This window comes from Mediterraneibacter sp. NSJ-151 (assembly GCF_022487435.1).
Classification (GTDB): Bacteria; Bacillota; Clostridia; order Lachnospirales; family Lachnospiraceae; genus Schaedlerella; species Schaedlerella hominis.
This window is the reverse complement of record NZ_JAKVPP010000006.1, coordinates 191,492-212,963: the sequence shown is the minus strand read 5'-3', so window position 1 is coordinate 212,963 and position 21,472 is coordinate 191,492. Positions and strand designations below refer to the sequence as shown.

Below are 21,472 nucleotides of genomic sequence, written 5' to 3'. Positions count from 1 at the left end.
AAAGACATTTGATAGACATTTATTTGAAGCTATGAAAAGATATTCCCGAAAGGAGAACAACAAATATGGAAATCGGACAAAAACTAAAGGACGCTCGTGTTCATTCCGGGCTCACACAGGAAGTCGTTGCAGAAAAAATCAACGTATCCCGCCAGACTATTTCAAACTGGGAAAATGAAAAATCATATCCTGATATCATTAGTGTTATTGAATTGAGCAACCTTTACTGTATCAGTCTTGATGATTTATTGAAAGGGGATAGCAAAATGATCGAACATCTGGAAGAAAGCACAAATGTTGTAAAGAGTAACAAAAAGTTAATCGGCGCAATCAGTCTTAATATTGTTGTCGTGATACTTCTTATCACTTTAAATATGTTCCTGCCGAATAATAGCTACTATTTAATACTTGTATTCTGTATCGCTATTATCAGTTCAGCAACATTACTTTATCAAATTATCAAACATATTTAGGAGGATTTTATTATGGAATGGAATATCGTTTTATCTGTTATATTTGGTGCAGCCGCAGTAGTCGGCGGTATTGAAACGACATATCAACTTTATAAACTAACGGTCATGGATGCCACCGCAAGAGGATTAAAGCATCCGAAACTCTTAGGACTATTGTCAGCAAATGGAAATAATTCCAGTGGATTATTGTTGTATCTGATTGGAAGGAGACGTTATCCGGTACAATCTATGGATGAGGCTCAGCAGGCTCTTATGGAAAAACGCAAAAAATCTGCGGGAATTGGATTATTGTTTATTGTAATCGGAGCAATTGGGTTACTCTTATGTTTGTTCTCAACAGGAAAATTGAATTGATTTAGCAAATATTATGAAGTCAAAATACATTCTATATAAATTATGTATTGCTATTGTGTGTACATTTTCATATAATATAGATAAATTAAAATTCTACTCGCGAAAGGAGATGTTTTATATGGCTACAAAATCAGCAAATTTGTATGCAAGAATCGAACCAGACGTCAAAGAAAAAGCAGAAAGCATCCTGTCTACACTTGGTATCCCTGCTTCCAGTGCTATCAATATGTTTTATAAACAAATTATCTTGCAACGCGGACTTCCTTTTGAAGTAAAAATACCGTCTACAAGACCTGTTAACATCAATACATTATCAGAAGCAGAGTTCACTGAAGAATTAGAGAAAGGATATGCGGATATGCAGGTCGGACGGACAAAAAATGTGAAGAAAGCCTTTGCTGACATTCGCAAGGATTATAACTTATGATATATGAAGTTCAAGTATCCGAACAGGCTGACAGTGATTTGAGAGGAATTTTTGAATATATTGCTTTTGAATTACAATCGCCGGAAAATGCAAGCAGACAACTTGATCATCTAGAAGAACAAATATTAAGTCTGGATACGATGCCACAGCGTTATCGACAATATGAAAAAGAATCATGGAAAACTCGTGGACTTCATATATTACCTGTAGATAATTATGTGGTACTTTATATTCCGGATAGTGATAAAAAGGTTGTAACAATTCTTAGAGTAATGTATACTGGACGAGATATTGACAATCAATTAAATTCCCATACAACACAATAAAATATATGTTTTAAAGCAGTCTTGCAAATGACTGCTTTTTTCATTTTGCGAACCTTTTTCTATGCCTTGCATACTATAAATAGAAACTTCCCACATGAGGTATCTTTATGCCTTATTCAATTATGCTGGATGCCGGTCATGGCGGTCGTGACCCTGGTGCTGTATATAACGGCCGTCAGGAAAAAGACGATACCCTGCAGCTCGTTCTTGCAATCGGAGAAATTCTTCAAAATGACGGCATCGATGTAGAATATACCAGAACAACCGATATTTACGAAACACCATATGAGAAAGCGATGAAAGCCAACAATGCAGGAGTAGATTTTTTCATCTCTATCCATCGCAATTCTTTTCCTACCGACAATGTCGTATCCGGCATCGAGTCTCTTGTCTACAGTCTCTCTGGAATCAAATTACAAATGGCTGAAAATATCAATGAGCAATTAGAAATGGTGGGATTTGTTAATCTCGGAGTCAAGGCACGTCCAAATCTGGTCGTACTGAAACGCACAAAAATGCCGGCGGTGCTTGTAGAAGTTGGATTCATCAATTCAAAAACTGACAATCAATTATTTGATGAAAATTTCTCTGACATTGCACAGGCAATCGCATCTGGTATCTTAGATACACTCAATCAGCTCAATGCCTCTGCTAAACCACAAAGATTTCATGTACAGGTTGCATCTTATCGAAATCCGGCATATGCAGAACGCATGTTAAACGAGTTATTGGAAATGGACTTTCCTGCAGAAATTGAAGAAAAAGATGGTTTCTACCGGATACGTGTCGGCGATTTTGAAACTCTGGATCAGGCTGTCGCAATGGAACAGAGACTTCGCCGGTCTGGTTATCAGACCTGGATTGTGACCACATAAAAGAAAGGATGGTGTTCACCACACTTTTAGGTAAACACCATCCTTTTATTGAACACATATGAAGCCTTCAAGCCTATGCTTCCAGTCCCTCTGCTTTGATCACATCAACAACCTGTGCTACATATTTCTGGCAAATCTCATCTGTTGCAGCTTCAACCATAACACGGATCACTGGCTCTGTTCCACTCTCACGAACCAAAATTCTTCCGTCACTTCCAAGTTCCTCTGCTACTTTCTCAACAGCTGCCTGTACTTTTGGATTTTCTGTTGCTGTCTTCTTATCTACCACTCGTACATTCTGTAATAACTGTGGATAAATCTTCACTTCCTCACAAAGCTGAGATAATTTCTGTTTTTTCTCCATAATTACTTCCATAATCATAAGAGATGTCAATATACCATCACCTGTTCTCGCATGTTTGCTGAAGATAATATGTCCTGACTGCTCTCCTCCAAGGATAAATCCGTTCTGAAGCATATTTTCATATACATATTTATCTCCAACTGCTGTCTGCTCATATTTCATACCAATCTTATCGCAAGCTTTGTACAGACCCAAGTTAGACATAACTGTTGTAACAATTGTATCTCCAACCAGTTTTCCCTGTTCTTTCAAATATTTTCCACATATATAGAGAATTAAATCTCCATCTACAACATTACCCTTATCATCTACTGCGATACAACGATCTGCATCTCCATCATAAGCAAATCCTACATCCAGCTGTTTTTCTTTTACAAATGCCTGCATCTGTTCGATGTGTGTAGATCCGCAGTTTGTATTGATATTCACACCATTCGGCTCGTTACTGATAACATATGTCTTAGCGCCCAATGCATCAAATACGCTCTTTGCAATCGCAGATGAACTTCCGTTTGCACAGTCTAATCCAATTTTTTTATCTTTGAATGAACGTGTTGCAATTGAAATTAAATGTCCTACGTAACGATTTCTTCCTGCTGCATAATCTACAGTACGTCCAATATTCTCTTTTGTTGCAAGTGGAACTTCACCGCTTTCTCCATCAATATAAGCCTCTATCTTCGCTTCTACTTCTGCTTCCAGCTTATGTCCCTGACCATTGATTACTTTGATTCCATTATCATAATACGGATTATGACTTGCTGAAATCATAATACCACAGTCAAAATCTTCTGTTCTTACTACATAAGAAACACTTGGTGTTGTTGTTACGTGAAGCAGATAAGCATCTGCACCTGACGCAGTCAGTCCTGCTGCCAGTGCATATTCAAACATATAACTACTTCTTCTTGTATCCTTACCAATAACAATACGAGCCTGATGCTCCTGTCCAAAATACCATCCCAGGAAGCGTCCTACCTTAAATGCATGCTCTACTGTTAATACAACATTTGCTTCTCCACGAAATCCATCTGTTCCGAAATATTTTCCCATAATTAATACCCCATTTATAATCTTTCTCTTAAGGTTCTCTTTCAAGTTCATGTTTTATTATATTCTTTTTCTTTCCGAGATACAACCCAAAATGTTGTGTACAAAAAATATAAAATGAAGTAAAATGTTACTGTTCACAAGTAAAAATCTACAATTCGGAGGAATTATTTATGATAAAATTAATCGCCAGTGATTTAGACGGCACATTATTACAAAATGAAGCACAGGAATTGACACCACGCGCCATTGATTTGATTTCACAACTTACTCAGAAAGGAATCCACTTTGTAGCTGCCAGTGGACGTCAATATGACAATGAACGCCGTGTATTTCATGCTTTAAAAGATGATATTTCTTATATCGCAGAGAATGGTTCCGTATGCATTCATAACGGTGAGGTTATTTCCCGCTCCACAATCGACCCGGAGCTTTGCTCAAGAATCTTGAACGAAATAAAGAAAGAAGCCAATTTTGATATTGTTGTTTCCCGTGAAGATTCTTGCTTTATTGAAGATGTACATCCTGATTTTGTAAATCATATCGTAAATGTAATGCATAATACGACAACAATCGTTGACGATATTCGCTCCGTAGACGGACCTATCTTAAAAATCGCAATCTGTAATATGATAGATGGGCCTCATATTATTGATAAATATCTCAAATATCTTCAAGATATGTTTGGTTCTGAGATAAAGGTTGTCACTTCCGGTAATATCTGGATTGATTTTATTGCTCCTGGCACAAATAAAGGCACTGCCCTTTCTAAGCTTTTGGATGTACTTCATATCAAACCGGAAGAATGTATTGCTTTCGGTGACCAGTACAACGATATTGAGATGCTTCAGTATGTCGGTACAAGCTATGCAATGTCCAACTGTGCTCCCGGTGTCTCTTACCACGCAACTTATGTTACAGACTGTGTAGAAGATGTTCTTGAAGATATATTAAATACCATCTTATAATTACAAAAGACCTCATGTATATGATATTTGCTTTGTCCGCCTGACAAGCAGCATATCATCATACATGAAGTCTTTCTTAATTTTCTCTGTTTTTTAATCCCGCGTAACTCTGGCCGTAAAATTACTCGTTCTTTTCTTCGATATCCATGATCAGATCGACTCTTCTCTGGTGTCTTCCACCTTCGAAATCTGTATCCAGCCATGTCTCAACAATCATTTTTGCCAGCTCAGCGCCGACTACTCTTGCCCCAAACGCAAGAATATTACAATCATTGTGAAGTCGTGACATCTTTGCTGTATATGGTTCACTACATACAGCTGCACGTACACCTTTTACTTTATTTGCTGCCAGTGAAATACCAAGTCCTGTTCCACAGATTAAAATACCACAATCAACCTCTTTTGAAACAACCGCTCTTCCAACGATTTCTCCATAAACAGGGTAATCACAGCTTTCCGAAGTTTTTGTTCCATAATCAACAACTTCGTGACCTTTCTCTTTTAAGAACTCAATAATCTCTGCTTTCAGCTCCAGCGCAGAATGATCATTACCAATTCCAATTCTCATAATCTTTAGCTCCTCATTTTCTCTTATTTTAGTTACATATTTCCTATACTTCTACTATTCTGAATGTTTGCTTTAAAAATGTCAAGACAAGGAATGTACTTTTCCACGTACTTTCTCATTCCTTGCTAAAAAAATGCGATTGAGATATAATATTTACATATTTATTTCTGTAAAAAATCAATTTGTAAAGGAGGCGGCTTATGGCAGACATAATTACCAAAAAGCCAAAATCAGAACAGACAAAACAGAACATTATCGATACATATCTAAAGCTAATCCCATCAAAATGCTGGGATAAAATAACAGTCAAAGAGCTTTGTGCTCAGGCAAATATTACTCGTGGTACTTTTTATCAATATTATTCCGACATCTATGATTTAATGGAGCAAATTGAAAACACTCTTTTAGATGACGTCAATCGCTTTTATAATGCCGCTTCAAAGTCACAGCCTTCCTCTTCTTGTTCCACAGGAAAATTTGAAGACAGCTTTGATTATGCTCCACCGCAGCTTATGACTGCCTGGTTTAAATTCTGTAAGAAAAACAAAAAGGAAATTGCCGTCATGCTTGACCCAAAACATTCGGATGTTTATTTTATGAAGAAATTGAAAAACATCCTATCTGAACATATTAATCAAATGATGGATGATGATGGATTGCCTGATGACACCCTTCGCCGTTATTTCACAAATCTCCTGATTGAGATGCATTTCCTTGCAGCCCGTTACTGGCTGGAAGAAGAGGATGAGGCGGATGTTCTTTCGACAACTGATATTCTCAATCTCTTAAATACGATGCGTGTCGGTGCTAATTATCTTCATTATTTTCAATCTACCAGACCGGATTTCGATATTAAAATGAACATTCCTGAAGATAACGAATAATATTTTTATACACTTTCCAAAATAGTGTTCTAGTATCTCTCCTATTTTCAGTTATAAAATAAATTTATAAACTATTAAATCTTTGGAGGGACGAAATATGACAAGAGAAGAAGTAATTTCAAAATTAATTGAATATGCTGCAATGGCTTTTCATGCAGATGCAGACAAAATCAATGAAAACACAGATATCGCAGAGGAATTAGGTGTAGCTTCTACACAGCGTGTAGCTATGAGTGCATCCATTGAAAATGATTTTGATGTAATGATTCCTGTTGCAAGATTCGGAAAGTATAAAACAATCGGCGATCTGGCAGACTTCGTTATGGAAGAGATGTAAGAGGTGGCATTATGGTACACAATGTAAAACTAGGTAAAAATATGAGAAGTGTTTCCATTGTCGGAGTTGGTGCAACACCATTTTTTAACGGAGTTACAAATCCTCAATATAAAGGACTTACCAACGGAGAATTATTTGGATACGCTGCTTTGGATGCAATGAAAGATGCTCACGTTGAGCCACGTGATGTGCAGTATTTCTTCCATGGTTCTGCAAATCCACATGTGCTAAATAACTGTATTACCCCAAATCTTCAGGTTGCTGACTGGTTCGGCATGAGAGGAAAAGGTTCTCTCTCCCACTCAGAAGGCTGCTGCACCGGATACATTGCGCTGGAAGAAGCTGTGTTTGCTGTAGCCAGTGGTGCGTATGATGTTGTCCTTACAGGCTGTTGCGATCAAGGAACAGGCATGCCTGACGGAAATACTCCTGACCACATGCGTACAGCACTTACCACAGAAGTTCTTTTCCCGGATTTGGATTCTATCTTTGACCGTGCATACGGAAGATATCTCGGTGGCGGTCCTGGTATGAATCACGATGACTGGATTAATTTCTATGCAAAAGAAAACCATCTGTCTGCTGAACAGATTGATGATGTTTTGAATCATCAGGCATATCATTTCCGCCGTGCTGCTGAACTTTGCCCTAGAGCCATCCGCAGAACACCTTATGATAAGCTTGCTAAAGATGCAGGATATGATGATGTATGGGAGTATATGAAATCCCCTCACAATCCAAAAATGACTCAATACTTAAGAACATCCAGTGATTCTTGTGTAGCTGATGGGGCTGCCTGCTGTATCGTAGTTCCTACTGAAATCGCACACAAATTCTCGGATAAACCAATCGAAGTTTTAGGAACAGGTGCTTCTGTACTGGATGCTATCGTTCCACATCTTGAGAAAAAAGCCACTGCTGAGGCTGCCCGTCAGGTATTTGAAATGACCGGACTTACTGCTGATGACATGGATTTAGTATTCGTAAATGATTTTATCGGATCATCTGCATTTCTTGCTGCAGAAGAGATTGGATATCTACCAAAAGGTGAAGGATGGAAATATGCGTTAGACGGACGTCTTGCATTTGATGGTGACAAACCGATGAATACAAATGGAGGCCGCACTTCTTATGGTCATGCATTTGGTGCATCCGGAATGGCCGACGTATTTGAAGCTGTAACTCAGATGCGCGGTGAAGCCGGAGAACGTCAGGTCAAAAAAATGCCTAAGCATACATTCTTAAGAGGTTTCGGCGGTGCACAGAATGTCCGTGCAACGATTTTGAGAGCCAATTTCTAAAGGAGGATTATCATGGATTTGAATAGAATCAGCACAGAAGAATTCTGGAATCCGGAACATGTTGTAGAAAAGTTCTGGAATGGTTTAAAAGACGGAAAAATTTATGCAAAGAAATGCAAAGAATGTGGTGCGATTGAATTTCCACCTCATCATGCATGTAATTCTTGTGGTTATCACGAGACAGAATGGACTGAATTGTCCGGAAAAGGCGAATTAATTACTTTTGTATTTACAGGTGCTTTAAATGCAAGACTTGAACTTGAAGATCAAGGATTAAAGTATGTTTGTGGTGAAGTAAAATTAGACGAAGGTCCTTCCATCAATGCCGTTATTCTTGGCATCAACAAAAAGAAGGCTAGGGAAATCACAGATAAACTTCCTGTAAGGGTACGTCCTGTTTTTCACGATATGGGAAGATATACAACACTTTTCTTTGAACTTGATGAGTAATAAATAATCTAAAACAACTGCTGCCACCCTATATTGTTCCCTATATGATATGAAACAATATAGGGTGGCAGCAATCATTTTACCAGTTATAAGGAGATGTACTTATGGATAAATTAAACGTATTATTAGTAACCGGCCTGCTTACAGCCGAGCATCAAGGACGTAAAATCACACAGCGCCTACGCGATCTTATGGAAGCCACCGGACGATTCCACGTTGCTATCGTAGAAGAATTCCGCAATATCACTCCGGCTTTTTTAGAGCCCTATGATGTTCTGTTTGTTGATTATGATGGTAAAACATGGCCGACCGACCACGCCCGCCGCTTCGGTGAACAGACAGAGTCTACCATCTATGATTTTGTTGCCAAAGGAAAAGGTATCGTATTCTATCATTCCTCAATCTGGGTAGATTCTGACTGGCCTGATGAATGGCGAAAACTCCTTGGAGGATACTGTTCTATGGACAAAGGCTGCAGACGCTGCCCGAAAGATGACTTTTATGTAGAAACGATGGATGAAAATCATCCAATCACCAAAGGAATTGATAATAAATGGATGAATGTATTCGATGATCTGTTTACACAGCTTATCATTCATCCTGAAGCTGATGTGCACGTTCTGGCATCTGTTTATGATGACGTAGAAAATTATCGTATTCCAGGTTTTCCACCTGCTCATCATCCTGTTGAGATTCCGGACGGCAAGCTTGAGAATATGCCTGGAGTCAATGAATATACTCCTGTTATCTGGACAAATACATACGGAAAAGGGCGTGTATTCGTCACATCAATCGGTCATTGGGAGGCTCTGGATCGATTTAACTTCATTACAATGCTTGTACGCGGTGTTGAATGGGCCGCTACCGGTGAAGTCACTTTAAAGAAACCGGATCGTTCCGGTGAGAATCGGTTGAAATTGTTCCCATATTATTAGAATAGTCTTAAAGAGGATTTTCAACAGCGGATATTGTTAATTAACACTATAAAAAATATAAGAAGAAAAAAGGGGAAATTTGCATTTACTTATTTCCCCTTTAATAGTCTATATCGATTTAAATATTACCTCAAGAAATATTTCTTCTTCCGTTGCGACACTAATAAAATAATTCTCCACTCTTCTGGTATCTATATAACAATTCATATCTCGAAGCTCTTTCCAGCCTTCTTCAAATCCGATTCCTTTTAACTTTAATCTTGCTTCAAATTCCGTCCATAGCTGTGAGAATTTCTCATTTTTTTCTTCTCCCGATAAATCAGTTAATTCTTCCTGCATTCGAGGTGAGTATACTTTCTTTACGGTTGCTTCATGGCACTGCATAATATGTTCTATATCTACACCTATCTCACAATCCGCAATTGCAAGTACCACATAGTTACCACTGTGTGACAGATTGAAAAAAGGCTCCCCGGCTTTAAGAAATGGTTTTCCATTTTCATTTATGATAAGCTGTTCTTCATGCTCAATATTTAAGTACATTTTCAACAGATATCCTGCCATTAATTCTTGTTTTTTGTCTTCCTCAATCTTATGCTCCCGGTATTTTTTCACATATTGAGGTGCTATCTGAGAGAGTATCTTTTTCTCGTATTGAAGTATGTGTTCTGCATCCGCTATGATTAATTTTGCTTTGTATGACATATCAAAAACTCCATTTCCTCATTGTTGCACCGCTCTGCTTCTTGAAGCTTCAAATTGATGTTGAACACGTGATTTAATTCATGTTCTTTTGAAACACACATATACAATCTGGCATTAACATTTTGTTCCATTAAATAGCGCATCAATTCAAGACTATGCATTTTCACAAAGTCTGTCTCAGATGTCACAAGCAAAGTATCCGGAAACTGTGATGTAACATATTTGCCAAATTCAAACAAATCTATTTTCTGTTCATACAACGAGTGGTATTCCTCTTCTGTTATCTGCTCTGGATTTTTATTTTCTAAATTCAAATATTCAAATGCAATCATTCGAACAAGGTCAGATCGTCTGCATTCGTAATTTACCTGGTATACTCCGCAATTTAATACAATTGCCTCAAACACATTTTTTTTCGGTATCTGAAATGTAAATTGCCCGGCATACTTCTCATTAGAACTGATTGCGGCATATTGCCCTAATATCTGGGCGCCAGCTGAATCACCTGTTCCATAAATATGAGACGGATCCATATTATATTCTTTTGCATGCTCCAAAATCCAGGTCATTACAGTATTTAAATCTTCAACAGGTGCCGGAAAATACGCATGCGGAACAAGTCTATAATTGATATTAACCACAGCAAAGCCTTTCTGCACAAGTTTCCAGCAATAATATTTGTATCGCTCTTTTGAACTCTGCATCCAGGCTCCTCCGTGGACATTCACCAATATTGGAAGGCATTCACCTACACTGTCCTTTGGTCTGTATATATCTAATGTATTCCATTGCTTTTCTGCACCATATTGTATTTGTTCGTATATCACTACATTATCCGGGTTGGTTATGGATTCGTCAAACGTTGCCAATTGTTTCTGCTCTGTCTCTTCAAATAAATCCCGAATCATTTCTGTAAATTTTGTCATTTATCTAACTCCTTTAAGACACGAAAAATAATACGTCTCTTTAGAAATGTCAAAACCATTATCCTAATAATCCGGCAATTTCTTTTTCTTCCGGCATCACACGAAGTGCACCTTTTCTTGTTGTAATGATTGAAGCTGCCGCGTTTGCAAACTGCAACATTTCAAATAAATTTTCTTCTGTCAGGTTTTCCAGTCCATGCTCACAAATATAATGCAATACACAGCCACAGAACGTATCTCCTGCCCCCGTTGTTTCAATTGTATTTTTCTGGATAAATGGTTTTACTTCAACCATTTTCCCGCCATAATAAGCACGGCTTCCTTCTTTTCCCATCGATACAAGAATCAATGGAATCTGGTATCTTTCTAAAATCCACTTCGCTCCATCTGTATAATCTTCCTGACCTGTCAGCCATTGAATTTCATTATCAGAAATCTTTAAAATATGACAATGAGAAAGTCCATATAAAATCTGTTCTTTCGCCTCATCCAACGAATTCCACAAAGGCTCACGCAGGTTTGGATCAAAAGAAATGATATTTCCTGCATCTTCTGCTATCTGAATGGCTTTTTTTGTTGCCTTTCGCACATCCTCATGTGTCATTGACAAGGTTCCAAAATGAAACAATTTCGACTCTTTGATCAGTTCTTCTTTTACTTCAGACTCTTTCAACATCATATCAGCGCCTGGATTACGGTAGAAAGAAAAATCTCTGTCACCGTCCGGATAAGTATGTACCATCGCAAGTGTTGTATGAATTTCTTTGTCCATACACAATCCTGTTGAATCAATTCCTACTTCCTCAATTGCTTCTTTTAACTGCTCTCCAAAGAAGTCATCTCCGACTTTCCCAATAAATGCTGTTTTATGCCCAAGCTTTGTCAACATAGCCAGAACATTGCATGGTGCCCCACCCGGATTAGCTTCAAAAAGAGGGTTACCCTGACCACTCACTCCGTTTTCCGTAAAATCAATCAATAATTCTCCAAGTGCTGTTACATCATACTTTTTCATATTCAATCATTCCTTCCACTGAATTTTCATTGGTTCAAGTTCATACAGCACACCATTACCACAGCCATATACTTGTATCTCTTCCGGCTGCTCAGGATAAAAACGTGTACTCATAACATACTCACCTTCATTATAAAACACTTCTATCGAAGATGCATCAATAAAAATCTGTATTTTATTCAGCGATGGAAGATTTATAAAGCGTTCTGTACGTCCGGCACCTGTTTTTTCGTCCATTACCAGTTTAACCACGCCATCTCTCCAACTAATACAAACACCTTTACCGATTTGAATTTCCAACGCAGCACCTTGATTTTCAAAAATAAACTCACTGTATTTTTCTGACTTTAACCCAACTTGCTTTTCACATACAAAATTAAATTCATTTTTCCTAAGTGCTTTCAATTCCTCAACAGGTCTTGCCATCAGCCTATTGTTTTCCCAATGTAATTCTCTTGGAAGACTCATGCAATGCTGCCACATATTTTCAGTTGTAGGATTGATATAATCTGCATCCGGCATTCCCATCCAGCCAATCACAATGCGCCGTCCGTCCGGTGCTTCGAAAGTCTGCGGTGCATAATAATCAAATCCCATATCCGCTTCATGATATTCTCCCAATTCATATTCTCCTCTAAAATCACCTTTTAAAGGAAAATATCCACAAGAATACACATTTTGACCAATATCATCATGAGGCTGCATCCCTTGTGGAGACGTCATCACGATCCATTGTCCATCTACGCAAAAAATGTCCGGGCACTCCCACATATATCCCATATCGTTTTCTGTTTTAATTACATTGATATGCTTCCAATTATATTTATCCGTTGATTCAAAAATCAATAACTCACCTTTGTCCTGCCGCGTTCTTGCACCAAGTACCATGTAGTATTTTCCATCCATTTTCCAGACCTTTGGATCTCTGACATGGCAGCTCAAATCATCCGGATAATCTTTATTTTCTAAAATGCACTGATTACTATCCGGCAAAATTCCATCTTTTGTAATCGCAAGCCCTACATTATGACCACGCCCTTCATAAATATAATCATAATCTCCCGGATGCTTTACATTTCCTGTGTAATATAAATACAGTGCATCCTCTTCCGCAAGTGCAGATCCTGAATATACTCCATTTATATCCCATGAATCTACCGGATATAAAAATGTCGGATGCTTTTTCCAGTTCAATAAATCTTTACTTGTATAATGCCCCCAGAAAATATCGCCTCGATTAGCGTCTAATGGACTATGTTGAAAAAACACATGATAATTTCCTTTATAAAAACATAGACCATTCGGGTCATTCATCCATCCAGACAAAGGCATCAAATGATACCCTTGTCTGAATTTATCGTTATTCATTTTGGAAAGTGCAAGTTCTTCGGCTACTTTGATTTTCTGATATAATAAATCTTTTTTCACGTTTTAATCCTCTTTTATTTTGTTATATCAAGAAGCGTCTCTCCCACGAGAATCTCCCCTTCATGTTCCACCTTTATATCTGCAAAATCATCTGTATTTGTAACAATAACCGGTGTGATTGTTTTAAATCCCGCTTCTTTGATTGCTTTCATATCAAACTCCATAAGCAAATCACCCGCTTTTACTTCCTGACCTTCACTGCAATGCGATGTATAATATTTTCCATTCAACTGGACTGTATCAACCCCAATATGAATCAATAATTCCACTCCATTTTTTCCTTCAAGACCAACTGCATGCCCCATAAGTGTGCTGACTGTCGCATCGAATGGTGCATATACTTCACCTTTTACCGGCTCAATTGCAATTCCTTTTCCTAATACTTCAGAAGCAAATGTTTCATCTCCTGTTTCAGATAATCCAACAACTTTTCCTTCTACCGGAGAAAGTACTTTTTTATCATCATTTGCGCTATTTACCACTGTTTCTTTCAAAGTATCCTTTTCTACTTTTTTATCGTCCTCTTTTTTATTCTCGTATCCGAAGATCCATGTAAGAACAAATGCGACACCTGCTGCAATTAAGAACATTAAAATATATTTAACAGGTGTATTCAGACAAAGAAGGATTCCAAAAATACCTGTCACGCCAGTTCCTGTTGCTCCAAGAGATGTAATTGATGCAAACATCGCTCCACATCCACCACCGATACAAGCGCAGATAAATGGTTTGAAAAATCTCATATTTACACCGAAGATAGCTGGTTCTGTGATTCCCATAAATGCTGATAAAGAAGATGGCAATGCCATTGCTTTCAATTTCTGGTCTTTTGTTTTTAATGCGACTGCCAACGCTGCGGCACCCTGTGCTATGTTTGCTGCTGATGCAAGTGGAAGCCAGTATGTACAGCCAAATTCTTTGATTTGTCCCAGGTCAATAATTGTATACATATGATGAATACCTGTTACAACTGTCGGTGCATATAATGTTCCCATTACAAATGAACCGATTCCAAAAGGAATTGTGATCAATGCCTGAATTCCGTTGATAATGCTTGATTCCACAAAGTTGAAAACAGGTCCGATCACTGTCATTGTCAAAAATCCTGTCACAAAAACAGATACAAGCGGTGTAACAAACAGATCAAACATTGCCGGTACTCGTTTATGCAGCCATTTTTCAATTGTTGCCATAACAAAAACTGCAATGATTACTGAAATAACATGTCCCTGATAACCAACAAGCGGAACTTTCCAAAGACCAAATACATCCAGATACTGTTCTACTCCGCCTGTCATTGTCCATGCATTCTGCAAATTCGGATGAACCATGATCATACCGATAACAGCACCTAAAAATGAATTCCCGCCAAATACTTTTGCTGCCGAAAATCCAATCAATACAGGCAGAAATACATAAGCTGTATTTGAGAACATATTTGCCAAAACAAAAAGACTGCTTTCATTTGACATAGAAATATATCCATTATTAATCAGGAAATTTAATGATTCCATAATTCCCATCAAAAAACCTGATGCTACGATCGCTGGAATGATTGGAACAAAAATATCTCCGAGTGTCTTGATAAAACGCTGGAAAGGATTTCCTTTGCTTGCCGCATCTTTCTTAACATCTTCTTTTGTTGCTGCTGAAATTCCGGCGATTGCAATAAATTCATCGTAAACCTTATTTACTACTCCTGTCCCGAAAATGATCTGCAACTGTCCGGACGCTTCAAAAACACCCTTCACTCCCTCTACTTCTTCCAGTGCTTCTTTTGAAACTTTGCTGTTGTCGGCAATTACCATGCGTAATCTTGTTGCACAATGTGCTGCTGATACAATGTTATCTTTTCCACCAATCAAACGAATAACCTCTGATGCTGCTTTTCTGTAATCCACCTGAATACCTCCTTCATGTTTTATATATTTTTATATTTGTTTCATATCCATTTCATATTGTACCACATTGTTTCATATTTTCAATTAGAATTATTTCATAATTTTTCACATTGAAAATTATGCATAATGCCAAATTCATATTTTTATGACAGATGTATTACTATATTTTCACAGTTCTTCTTGATTTTTAACAATCAATCGCACTTTTTAAAATTGTACGAAAAAAGCTAAATATGAAACGCTGTTTCATATTTAGCTTATATTTCATCTTTCTTTGTTTCACATCAACACGACTCTTGCTGTATCACTTCAAATCCCATTTTCAATTTATTTTTCATATCTATTCCACTGTCAATTATTTTTATCAACATATCAGCGCCTTCGCTCCCTGTAGATTTATAGAATAAATGTGCTGTTGTCACTGTTGGTGATATAATTTCTGTCATACGCGAATGCCCGATTCCAGTAACTGCAACATCTTCCGGTATCCGCTTTCCAATTCCTTTTAAATATTGTATTACTCCAATTGCAATCGTATCTGTTGCACAGAAAACAGCCTCTGTATCCGGAGCCTGTGAAAAGAGTTTTTCTGCAGCATCATATCCTGACTCCAACGAAAAGTCAGAATACGTAATTGCTTTATCATTGAGCTGAATATGATTTTTCTTCATCGTATCCATAAATCCATTGCATCTCGCATCTCCTGCCGCTTTATCTTCGGAAGTAACCAAAACTGCTCCATAGTTCTTTCTTTTAAGCCCGATCAGCTTTTCTGTCATCGCAGCCGCAGCCCCATAATCATCATGATACACACACGAAAACTCCGGCACATTCTGGCTCAAAATAACAATCGGAACTGTCAACGATTGTAACAATTCAAGATGCTGTTTTGTAATAATCGTAGCACTAAATATGATTCCTGCCAGATTATCCTGCTTAAATGACTGCAAATACTGGATTTCTTTCTCTATACTATTTTCTGTATCTGCGAGCAACATACGATATCCTTCACGATTTAAAACCTGGGATATTCCGGCAATAACCCGCGATATACTCTCCGAATTTATCTTTGGAATAATTACTCCGATTGTTGGTTTCACTGTTTGTAGCTGCGACTGCATTTTTTTACTAGGAACATATCCTGTCTGCTCAATAACTTCTTTTATTTTTTTTCTCTTCTCTTCACTTACATATCCATGATTAAAATATCTTGACACACAAGCTTTTGACACACCGGCAAGCTTTGCAATCTCTGTTACCGTCATTTTTTACTCTCCTAGTATACTTTTAATTTTTACCACATCTACATCCACTTATAAACATGCTTTGTAAATCTGGATAATGTCTTCATTTGTCAACGCCACATATGCATCCTTTAAATATCCGCCTTCATTCGCATGATCTGCCATTACTTCGAAATGCTCCTCATCTATTCCAAGCTCTGTAAGTGTCATCGGAATGCCCGTAGATTTAAAATATTCTTCCAGGGCATCAATACCTGCTAATGCAAGCTTCGCTTCATCTTCGCCGTCTAAGCCCATTACGTTTCTTGCAAATTTTACAAATCTTCCTGTAGCAGTACTGTCCTTTGCAAGAATATGACGCATCCATCTTGGTGTCAGAATGGCAAGTCCTACTCCATGAGTAATATCATAAAATGCTGACAATTCATGTTCCATAGCATGACAAGGCCACCCCGTCTCCTGTTTGCCGTAAGCTGGTATTCCTGAACATGCGATGGAAGAATTTGTCATCAAATTCGCTCTTGCACTGTAATTATCCGGCTCTTTTATTGCAATTGGGCAATTTTTCATCACTGAACGAAGAATTGTTTCCGCAATACCATCTGACAAATCGCTGTCATCTGTTCTCGAAAAATAATCTTCCATAATATGGCTCATAATATCAGCCGAACCTGCTGCTGTCTGATACGGAGAAACTGAAAAAGTATACGTTGGATCACAGATTGACACAGCCGGATAAGTATATGATCTTCCTAATTTTTGATTCGTATTCATATTGGAGATAACTCCGCCTCCATCATATTCCGAGCCTGTAGCACTTAATGTCAGAATCGTTACAAGGGGAACTGCTTTTTCAGCAATTCCTTCTGCATTCACAACCATCTCCCACATGTCGTCACCCTCATAATATGTTCCGACAGCAATTGCCTTCGAACAATCAAGAGTGCTTCCGCCACCGACTGCGAGTATCACATCGATATCTTTCTCACGGCATATTCTTACGCCTTCTGTAACTGATTCTATACGTGGGTTTGGATCAATGCCACTTAACTCTGTAACATGAAACCCACCTTCATTCAAAATCTTCATCACTTCATCATATAGTCCTATTTTCTTGATAGAGCCTCCGCCATATGTCAATAGCACATTCTTACCAAATGATTTTAATGCCTCTTCTAAGTGGCTTATCTGACCTTTACCAAAATAAAGTTTTGTTGGAATTGTTCTCTGATAATTAAGCATGATTTCTTCCTCCATTCTGAATTGTAGTCATTCTTCTTTTTATTATATCATAACAATTTCTATCTAAAAAGACTAAAGAATGTGCCTTGGCACATTCTGGTGCCTGCGGCGGTCGCTTGCGACATCTTCCTTATACACCGCAGTGCACATCCTCGCGGAGCGTTTTTATATATTAGGAAAGAGCACTTTCCTAATATATAAAAAATCCCTAGAAACATAAAGTTTCTAGGGATTTGATATCGAATATTAAATCTAAATCAGATTATGATTACTCAATAATTTTAGCTACTGTACCAGAACCTACTGTACGTCCACCTTCACGGATAGCGAAACGAAGTCCTTCTTCCATAGCTACTGGATGAATCAGTTCAACTGTCATCTCTACGTTATCTCCAGGCATGCACATTTCGATTCCTTCTGGAAGCTCGCAAACACCTGTTACGTCTGTTGTTCTGAAGTAGAACTGTGGACGATAGTTGTTGAAGAATGGAGTATGACGTCCACCTTCATCTTTTGTTAATACGTAAACCTGGCATGTAAATTTCTTGTGGCATGTTACTGTACCTGGTTTGATAAGAACCTGTCCTCTTTCGATTTCTGTTCTCTGAATACCACGAAGAAGTGCTCCAATGTTATCTCCAGCCTGAGCCTCATCAAGAAGTTTACGGAACATCTCGATACCTGTTACAACAGTTTTCTTAACGTCCTCGTGGATACCGATGATTTCTACTTCATCAGAAACGTGAAGTGTACCACGCTCTACTCTACCTGTAGCAACTGTACCACGTCCTGTGATAGAGAATACGTCCTCTATTGGCATAAGGAATGGTTTGTCTGTATCACGCTCTGGATCTGGAATGTACTCATCTACAGTATCCATAAGTTCCATGATCTTGTCTCCCCATGGTCCCATTGGATCTTCAAGAGCTTTCAGAGCTGAACCTTTGATGATTGGGCAATCTGTGAATTCATACTCTTCAAGTACTTCGTTAACTTCCATCTCTACTAATTCGATAAGCTCTTCGTCATCAACCATATCACATTTGTTCAAGAAAACAACGATGTATGGTACGTTAACCTGACGAGAAAGAAGGATATGCTCTTTTGTCTGAGCCATAACACCATCTGTAGCAGCTACTACAAGGATAGCTCCATCCATCTGAGCAGCACCAGTGATCATGTTTTTAACGTAGTCAGCATGTCCTGGGCAGTCAACGTGTGCATAGTGACGTTTTGCTGTCTCATACTCAACGTGAGCTGTAGAAATTGTGATACCACGCTCTCTTTCTTCTGGAGCTTTATCGATGTTCTCGAAATCAACAGCTGCGTTACCTTCAACTCTTTCAGACAGAACTTTTGTGATAGCAGCTGTCAGAGTTGTTTTACCGTGGTCAACGTGACCGATTGTACCAATATTACAATGTGGTTTGTTTCTTTCAAATTTAGCTTTAGCCATTTTGAATGTCCTCCTTGAAAATATAACCTGAATTCAGGCATTTACTTATTATATCCGCTTTTATACTCGGCTAACTTTGATTATATTTCAAAGCCGGCCGATTTTCAAGCGTTTTTATAACAATTTATGCGTTTTTGTTTGATAATACTTTTTCCTGTACAGACTTTGGTACTGGCTCATAGCTCTCGAAGAACATTGAGTAGTTACCACGTCCCTGTGTTTTAGAACGAAGGTCTGTAGAGTATCCAAACATTTCTGACAATGGAACATATCCACGAACGATCTTACCGCCGCCAAGATCATCCATACCTTCGATACGTCCACGACGAGAGTTCATATCACCGATAACATCTCCCATGTATTCTTCTGGCATTGTTACTTCAACCTTCATGATAGGTTCCAGAAGAACTGGTGCTCCCTGTTTCATAGCATCCTTGAATGCAAGAGATCCTGCAATGTGGAATGCCATTTCACTTGAATCGACCTCATGGTATGAACCATCATATACTGTAGCATGAACTCCAACTACCGGGAATCCTCCCAAGATACCAGATTTCATAGCTTCTTCGATACCTTCACCTACAGCTGGGATGTATTCCTTAGGAATTGATCCACCAACTACTGTAGACTCAAACTTGTATGTCTCCTCACCGTTGACATCCATTGGCTCGAATTTAACTTTACAGTGTCCGTACTGTCCACGTCCACCAGACTGTTTAGCATACTTGCTGTCGATATCTGAAGCTTTTGTGATAGACTCTTTGTAAGCAACCTGTGGTGCACCTACGTTAGCTTCTACCTTGAACTCACGAAGAAGACGATCAACGATAATCTCTAAGTGGAGCTCACCCATACCAGCGATGATTGTCTGTCCTGTTTCCTGATCTGTATGAGCACGGAAAGTAGGATCTTCTTCAGCCAGTTTAGCAAGAGATTCACCAAGTTTACCCTGGGAAGCTTTTGTCTTAGGCTCGATAGCAAGCTCGATAACAGGCTCTGGGAATTCCATAGACTCAAGAATTACAGGATGCTGCTCGTCACAGATTGTATCACCTGTTGTAGTGAATTTAAATCCGATAGCAGCTGCGATATCACCTGCATATACTTTGTCAAGTTCCTGTCTCTTATTAGCATGCATCTGAAGGATACGTCCAACACGTTCCTTCTTATTCTTTGTTGCATTCAATACGTATGAACCTGAGTTCATAGATCCGGAATACACACGGAAATAAGCAAGCTTACCTACGAATGGGTCTGTCATAATCTTGAATGCCAAAGCTGAGAATGGTTCTTCATCTGAAGAATGTCTTACAACTTCGTTACCATCCTCATCAACACCCTCGATTGGAGGAATGTCTGTTGGAGCTGGCATATATTCGATAATAGCATCCAGAAGTTTCTGAACACCTTTGTTTCTATATGCTGTACCGCAGCATACTGGAACTGCTGTACACTCGCATGTAGCTTTACGAAGAACTTTTTTCAGATCATCAATAGATGGTTCTTCACCTTCCAGATACATCATCATAAGATCATCATCAAGCTCGCAGATTTTCTCTACCAACTCTGTGTGGTACAGTTCTGCTTCATCTTTCATTTCTTCTGGAATCTCTGTAATAGAAATATCTTCGCCCTTCTCATCATTGTAGATATAAGCTTCCATTTCCATCAAATCAATGATTCCTTTGAATTCATCTTCTTTACCAATTGGCAACTGAAGACAAATTGCATTTTTACCAAGTCTTGTTTTAATCTGTTCTACAGCATTGTAGAAATCAGCTCCAAGAATGTCCATCTTATTGATGAACGCCATTCTTGGTACATTGTATGTGTCTGCCTGACGCCATACGTTTTCTGACTGTGGCTCTACACCACCTTTAGCACAGAAAACACCTACAGCACCATCAAGTACACGAAGTGAACGTTCAACCTCTACAGTGAAGTCAACGTGTCCCGGAGTATCAATGATATTGATACGATGTTCCAGAGCACCAGCCTTTGGCTTTGTGTGATCTTCCAATGTCCAATGACATGTTGTAGCGGCTGAAGTAATTGTGATACCTCTTTCCTGCTCCTGTTCCATCCAGTCCATAGTAGCAGTACCTTCATGAGTATCACCAATTTTATAGTTAACACCAGTATAGTAAAGAATACGCTCTGTCAGTGTAGTCTTACCGGCATCGATATGAGCCATGATACCAATGTTTCTAGTTCTCTCTAATGGATATTCTCTTCCAGCCATT

22 protein-coding genes are annotated in these 21,472 nt (G+C 38.5%); 11 read left to right on the top strand and 11 right to left on the bottom strand.

All coding sequences use genetic code 11. From position 1 onward, the window contains the following. The first annotated feature begins 65 nt into the window (after positions 1-65). The 5 genes from LQE94_RS08335 (at position 66) to LQE94_RS08315 (ending at position 2,455) form a co-directional block, all read left to right on the top strand. Complete coding sequence (locus tag LQE94_RS08335; RefSeq protein WP_022074506.1) at positions 66-473, top strand: helix-turn-helix domain-containing protein; 408 nt, start codon at positions 66-68, stop codon at positions 471-473. Positions 474-485: 12 nt separating this feature from the next. After that, positions 486-827, top strand: coding sequence for a hypothetical protein (locus tag LQE94_RS08330; RefSeq protein WP_022074507.1), 342 nt, complete (start codon positions 486-488; stop codon positions 825-827). A 118-nt stretch (positions 828-945) separates the two neighbouring features. Continuing rightward, positions 946-1,254 carry a type II toxin-antitoxin system RelB/DinJ family antitoxin gene (locus LQE94_RS08325; RefSeq protein ID WP_240577425.1) on the top strand — a complete coding sequence of 103 codons (309 nt, stop codon included), beginning with the start codon at positions 946-948 and terminating at the stop codon, positions 1,252-1,254. Beyond that, complete coding sequence (locus LQE94_RS08320; RefSeq protein ID WP_240577424.1) at positions 1,251-1,580, top strand: type II toxin-antitoxin system RelE/ParE family toxin; 330 nt, start codon at positions 1,251-1,253, stop codon at positions 1,578-1,580. The genes LQE94_RS08325 and LQE94_RS08320 overlap by 4 nt, the downstream gene beginning before the upstream one ends. A 107-nt stretch (positions 1,581-1,687) precedes the next feature. Then, positions 1,688-2,455, top strand: a complete 768-nt coding sequence (locus LQE94_RS08315; RefSeq protein WP_240577423.1) for an N-acetylmuramoyl-L-alanine amidase — start codon at positions 1,688-1,690, stop codon at positions 2,453-2,455. 73 nt (positions 2,456-2,528) lie between these two features. On the opposite strand, the gene glmM is transcribed toward LQE94_RS08315, so the two are convergent. Further along, complete coding sequence (gene glmM, locus LQE94_RS08310; RefSeq protein ID WP_240577422.1) at positions 2,529-3,872, bottom strand: phosphoglucosamine mutase; 1,344 nt, start codon at positions 3,870-3,872, stop codon at positions 2,529-2,531. A gap of 170 nt (positions 3,873-4,042) precedes the next feature. Between glmM and LQE94_RS08305 the strand changes: the two genes are divergently transcribed. Continuing rightward, positions 4,043-4,837 carry a Cof-type HAD-IIB family hydrolase gene (locus LQE94_RS08305; RefSeq protein ID WP_022074511.1) on the top strand — a complete coding sequence of 265 codons (795 nt, stop codon included), beginning with the start codon at positions 4,043-4,045 and terminating at the stop codon, positions 4,835-4,837. Between the two features lie 121 nt (positions 4,838-4,958). Here LQE94_RS08305 and rpiB read toward each other — a convergent pair whose 3' ends face one another. Next, positions 4,959-5,405: a ribose 5-phosphate isomerase B gene (gene rpiB, locus LQE94_RS08300; protein WP_022074512.1), complete on the bottom strand. Its 447-nt coding sequence runs from the start codon at positions 5,403-5,405 to the stop codon at positions 4,959-4,961. A 200-nt stretch (positions 5,406-5,605) separates the two neighbouring features. Here rpiB and LQE94_RS08295 point away from each other — a divergent pair, with 200 nt between their 5' ends. From LQE94_RS08295 to LQE94_RS08275, 5 genes are all read left to right on the top strand, one after another. After that, a complete protein-coding gene (locus LQE94_RS08295) occupies positions 5,606-6,289 on the top strand; it encodes a TetR/AcrR family transcriptional regulator (protein WP_118737643.1) in 684 nt (227 codons plus the stop codon). 97 nt (positions 6,290-6,386) lie between these two features. Further along, positions 6,387-6,626 (top strand): acyl carrier protein, encoded by a 240-nt coding sequence (locus tag LQE94_RS08290; protein ID WP_022074514.1) that lies wholly within the window; start codon positions 6,387-6,389, stop codon positions 6,624-6,626. An 11-nt stretch (positions 6,627-6,637) separates the two neighbouring features. After that, a complete protein-coding gene (locus LQE94_RS08285) occupies positions 6,638-7,927 on the top strand; it encodes a thiolase family protein (RefSeq protein ID WP_022074515.1) in 1,290 nt (429 codons plus the stop codon). Between the two features lie 12 nt (positions 7,928-7,939). Beyond that, positions 7,940-8,377 carry a Zn-ribbon domain-containing OB-fold protein gene (locus LQE94_RS08280; protein WP_117990236.1) on the top strand — a complete coding sequence of 146 codons (438 nt, stop codon included), beginning with the start codon at positions 7,940-7,942 and terminating at the stop codon, positions 8,375-8,377. Positions 8,378-8,481: 104 nt separating this feature from the next. Beyond that, complete coding sequence (locus LQE94_RS08275) at positions 8,482-9,312, top strand: ThuA domain-containing protein (RefSeq protein WP_121055796.1); 831 nt, start codon at positions 8,482-8,484, stop codon at positions 9,310-9,312. A 108-nt stretch (positions 9,313-9,420) separates the two neighbouring features. Here LQE94_RS08275 and LQE94_RS08270 read toward each other — a convergent pair whose 3' ends face one another. From LQE94_RS08270 to fusA, 9 genes are all read right to left on the bottom strand, one after another. Further along, complete coding sequence (locus LQE94_RS08270) at positions 9,421-10,017, bottom strand: 4'-phosphopantetheinyl transferase family protein (protein ID WP_118688313.1); 597 nt, start codon at positions 10,015-10,017, stop codon at positions 9,421-9,423. Continuing rightward, entirely contained in the window at positions 9,996-10,943 is a 948-nt protein-coding gene (locus LQE94_RS08265; protein ID WP_118724753.1) for an alpha/beta hydrolase, read from the bottom strand. The genes LQE94_RS08270 and LQE94_RS08265 overlap by 22 nt, the downstream gene beginning before the upstream one ends. Positions 10,944-11,001: 58 nt before the next feature. Beyond that, positions 11,002-11,958, bottom strand: a complete 957-nt coding sequence (locus LQE94_RS08260; RefSeq protein ID WP_240577421.1) for a carbohydrate kinase family protein — start codon at positions 11,956-11,958, stop codon at positions 11,002-11,004. A gap of 6 nt (positions 11,959-11,964) precedes the next feature. Continuing rightward, positions 11,965-13,386, bottom strand: coding sequence for a glycoside hydrolase family 32 protein (locus tag LQE94_RS08255; protein ID WP_240577420.1), 1,422 nt, complete (start codon positions 13,384-13,386; stop codon positions 11,965-11,967). A 14-nt stretch (positions 13,387-13,400) separates the two neighbouring features. Continuing rightward, on the bottom strand, positions 13,401-15,287 hold the full coding sequence (locus tag LQE94_RS08250) for a sucrose-specific PTS transporter subunit IIBC (RefSeq protein ID WP_240577419.1): 1,887 nt from the start codon (positions 15,285-15,287) through the stop codon (positions 13,401-13,403). A gap of 284 nt (positions 15,288-15,571) precedes the next feature. Then, complete coding sequence (locus LQE94_RS08245) at positions 15,572-16,552, bottom strand: LacI family DNA-binding transcriptional regulator (protein ID WP_240577418.1); 981 nt, start codon at positions 16,550-16,552, stop codon at positions 15,572-15,574. Between the two features lie 48 nt (positions 16,553-16,600). After that, entirely contained in the window at positions 16,601-17,773 is a 1,173-nt protein-coding gene (locus LQE94_RS08240; RefSeq protein ID WP_022074524.1) for an iron-containing alcohol dehydrogenase, read from the bottom strand. A 268-nt stretch (positions 17,774-18,041) separates the two neighbouring features. After that, positions 18,042-19,229: an elongation factor Tu gene (tuf, locus tag LQE94_RS08235; protein ID WP_240577417.1), complete on the bottom strand. Its 1,188-nt coding sequence runs from the start codon at positions 19,227-19,229 to the stop codon at positions 18,042-18,044. Between the two features lie 124 nt (positions 19,230-19,353). Continuing rightward, the gene (fusA, locus tag LQE94_RS08230; RefSeq protein ID WP_240577416.1) at positions 19,354-21,471 is read right to left on the bottom strand and encodes an elongation factor G; all 2,118 of its coding nucleotides are present in this window, start codon (positions 21,469-21,471) and stop codon (positions 19,354-19,356) included. Between the last annotated feature and the right edge of the window lies 1 nt (position 21,472).

What these genes read in the sequence shown, in the direction of transcription:
- LQE94_RS08335 (WP_022074506.1), top strand. Translation starts at nt 66, where the DNA reads ATGGAAATCGGACAAAAACTAAAGGACGCTCGTGTTCATTCCGGGCTC.
- LQE94_RS08330 (WP_022074507.1), top strand. Translation starts at nt 486, where the DNA reads ATGGAATGGAATATCGTTTTATCTGTTATATTTGGTGCAGCCGCAGTA.
- LQE94_RS08325 (WP_240577425.1), top strand. Translation starts at nt 946, where the DNA reads ATGGCTACAAAATCAGCAAATTTGTATGCAAGAATCGAACCAGACGTC.
- LQE94_RS08320 (WP_240577424.1), top strand. Translation starts at nt 1,251, where the DNA reads ATGATATATGAAGTTCAAGTATCCGAACAGGCTGACAGTGATTTGAGA.
- LQE94_RS08315 (WP_240577423.1), top strand. Translation starts at nt 1,688, where the DNA reads ATGCCTTATTCAATTATGCTGGATGCCGGTCATGGCGGTCGTGACCCT.
- glmM (WP_240577422.1), bottom strand. Translation starts at nt 3,872, where the DNA reads ATGGGAAAATATTTCGGAACAGATGGATTTCGTGGAGAAGCAAATGTT.
- LQE94_RS08305 (WP_022074511.1), top strand. Translation starts at nt 4,043, where the DNA reads ATGATAAAATTAATCGCCAGTGATTTAGACGGCACATTATTACAAAAT.
- rpiB (WP_022074512.1), bottom strand. Translation starts at nt 5,405, where the DNA reads ATGAGAATTGGAATTGGTAATGATCATTCTGCGCTGGAGCTGAAAGCA.
- LQE94_RS08295 (WP_118737643.1), top strand. Translation starts at nt 5,606, where the DNA reads ATGGCAGACATAATTACCAAAAAGCCAAAATCAGAACAGACAAAACAG.
- LQE94_RS08290 (WP_022074514.1), top strand. Translation starts at nt 6,387, where the DNA reads ATGACAAGAGAAGAAGTAATTTCAAAATTAATTGAATATGCTGCAATG.
- LQE94_RS08285 (WP_022074515.1), top strand. Translation starts at nt 6,638, where the DNA reads ATGGTACACAATGTAAAACTAGGTAAAAATATGAGAAGTGTTTCCATT.
- LQE94_RS08280 (WP_117990236.1), top strand. Translation starts at nt 7,940, where the DNA reads ATGGATTTGAATAGAATCAGCACAGAAGAATTCTGGAATCCGGAACAT.
- LQE94_RS08275 (WP_121055796.1), top strand. Translation starts at nt 8,482, where the DNA reads ATGGATAAATTAAACGTATTATTAGTAACCGGCCTGCTTACAGCCGAG.
- LQE94_RS08270 (WP_118688313.1), bottom strand. Translation starts at nt 10,017, where the DNA reads ATGTCATACAAAGCAAAATTAATCATAGCGGATGCAGAACACATACTT.
- LQE94_RS08265 (WP_118724753.1), bottom strand. Translation starts at nt 10,943, where the DNA reads ATGACAAAATTTACAGAAATGATTCGGGATTTATTTGAAGAGACAGAG.
- LQE94_RS08260 (WP_240577421.1), bottom strand. Translation starts at nt 11,958, where the DNA reads ATGAAAAAGTATGATGTAACAGCACTTGGAGAATTATTGATTGATTTT.
- LQE94_RS08245 (WP_240577418.1), bottom strand. Translation starts at nt 16,552, where the DNA reads ATGACGGTAACAGAGATTGCAAAGCTTGCCGGTGTGTCAAAAGCTTGT.
- LQE94_RS08240 (WP_022074524.1), bottom strand. Translation starts at nt 17,773, where the DNA reads ATGCTTAATTATCAGAGAACAATTCCAACAAAACTTTATTTTGGTAAA.
- tuf (WP_240577417.1), bottom strand. Translation starts at nt 19,229, where the DNA reads ATGGCTAAAGCTAAATTTGAAAGAAACAAACCACATTGTAATATTGGT.
- fusA (WP_240577416.1), bottom strand. Translation starts at nt 21,471, where the DNA reads ATGGCTGGAAGAGAATATCCATTAGAGAGAACTAGAAACATTGGTATC.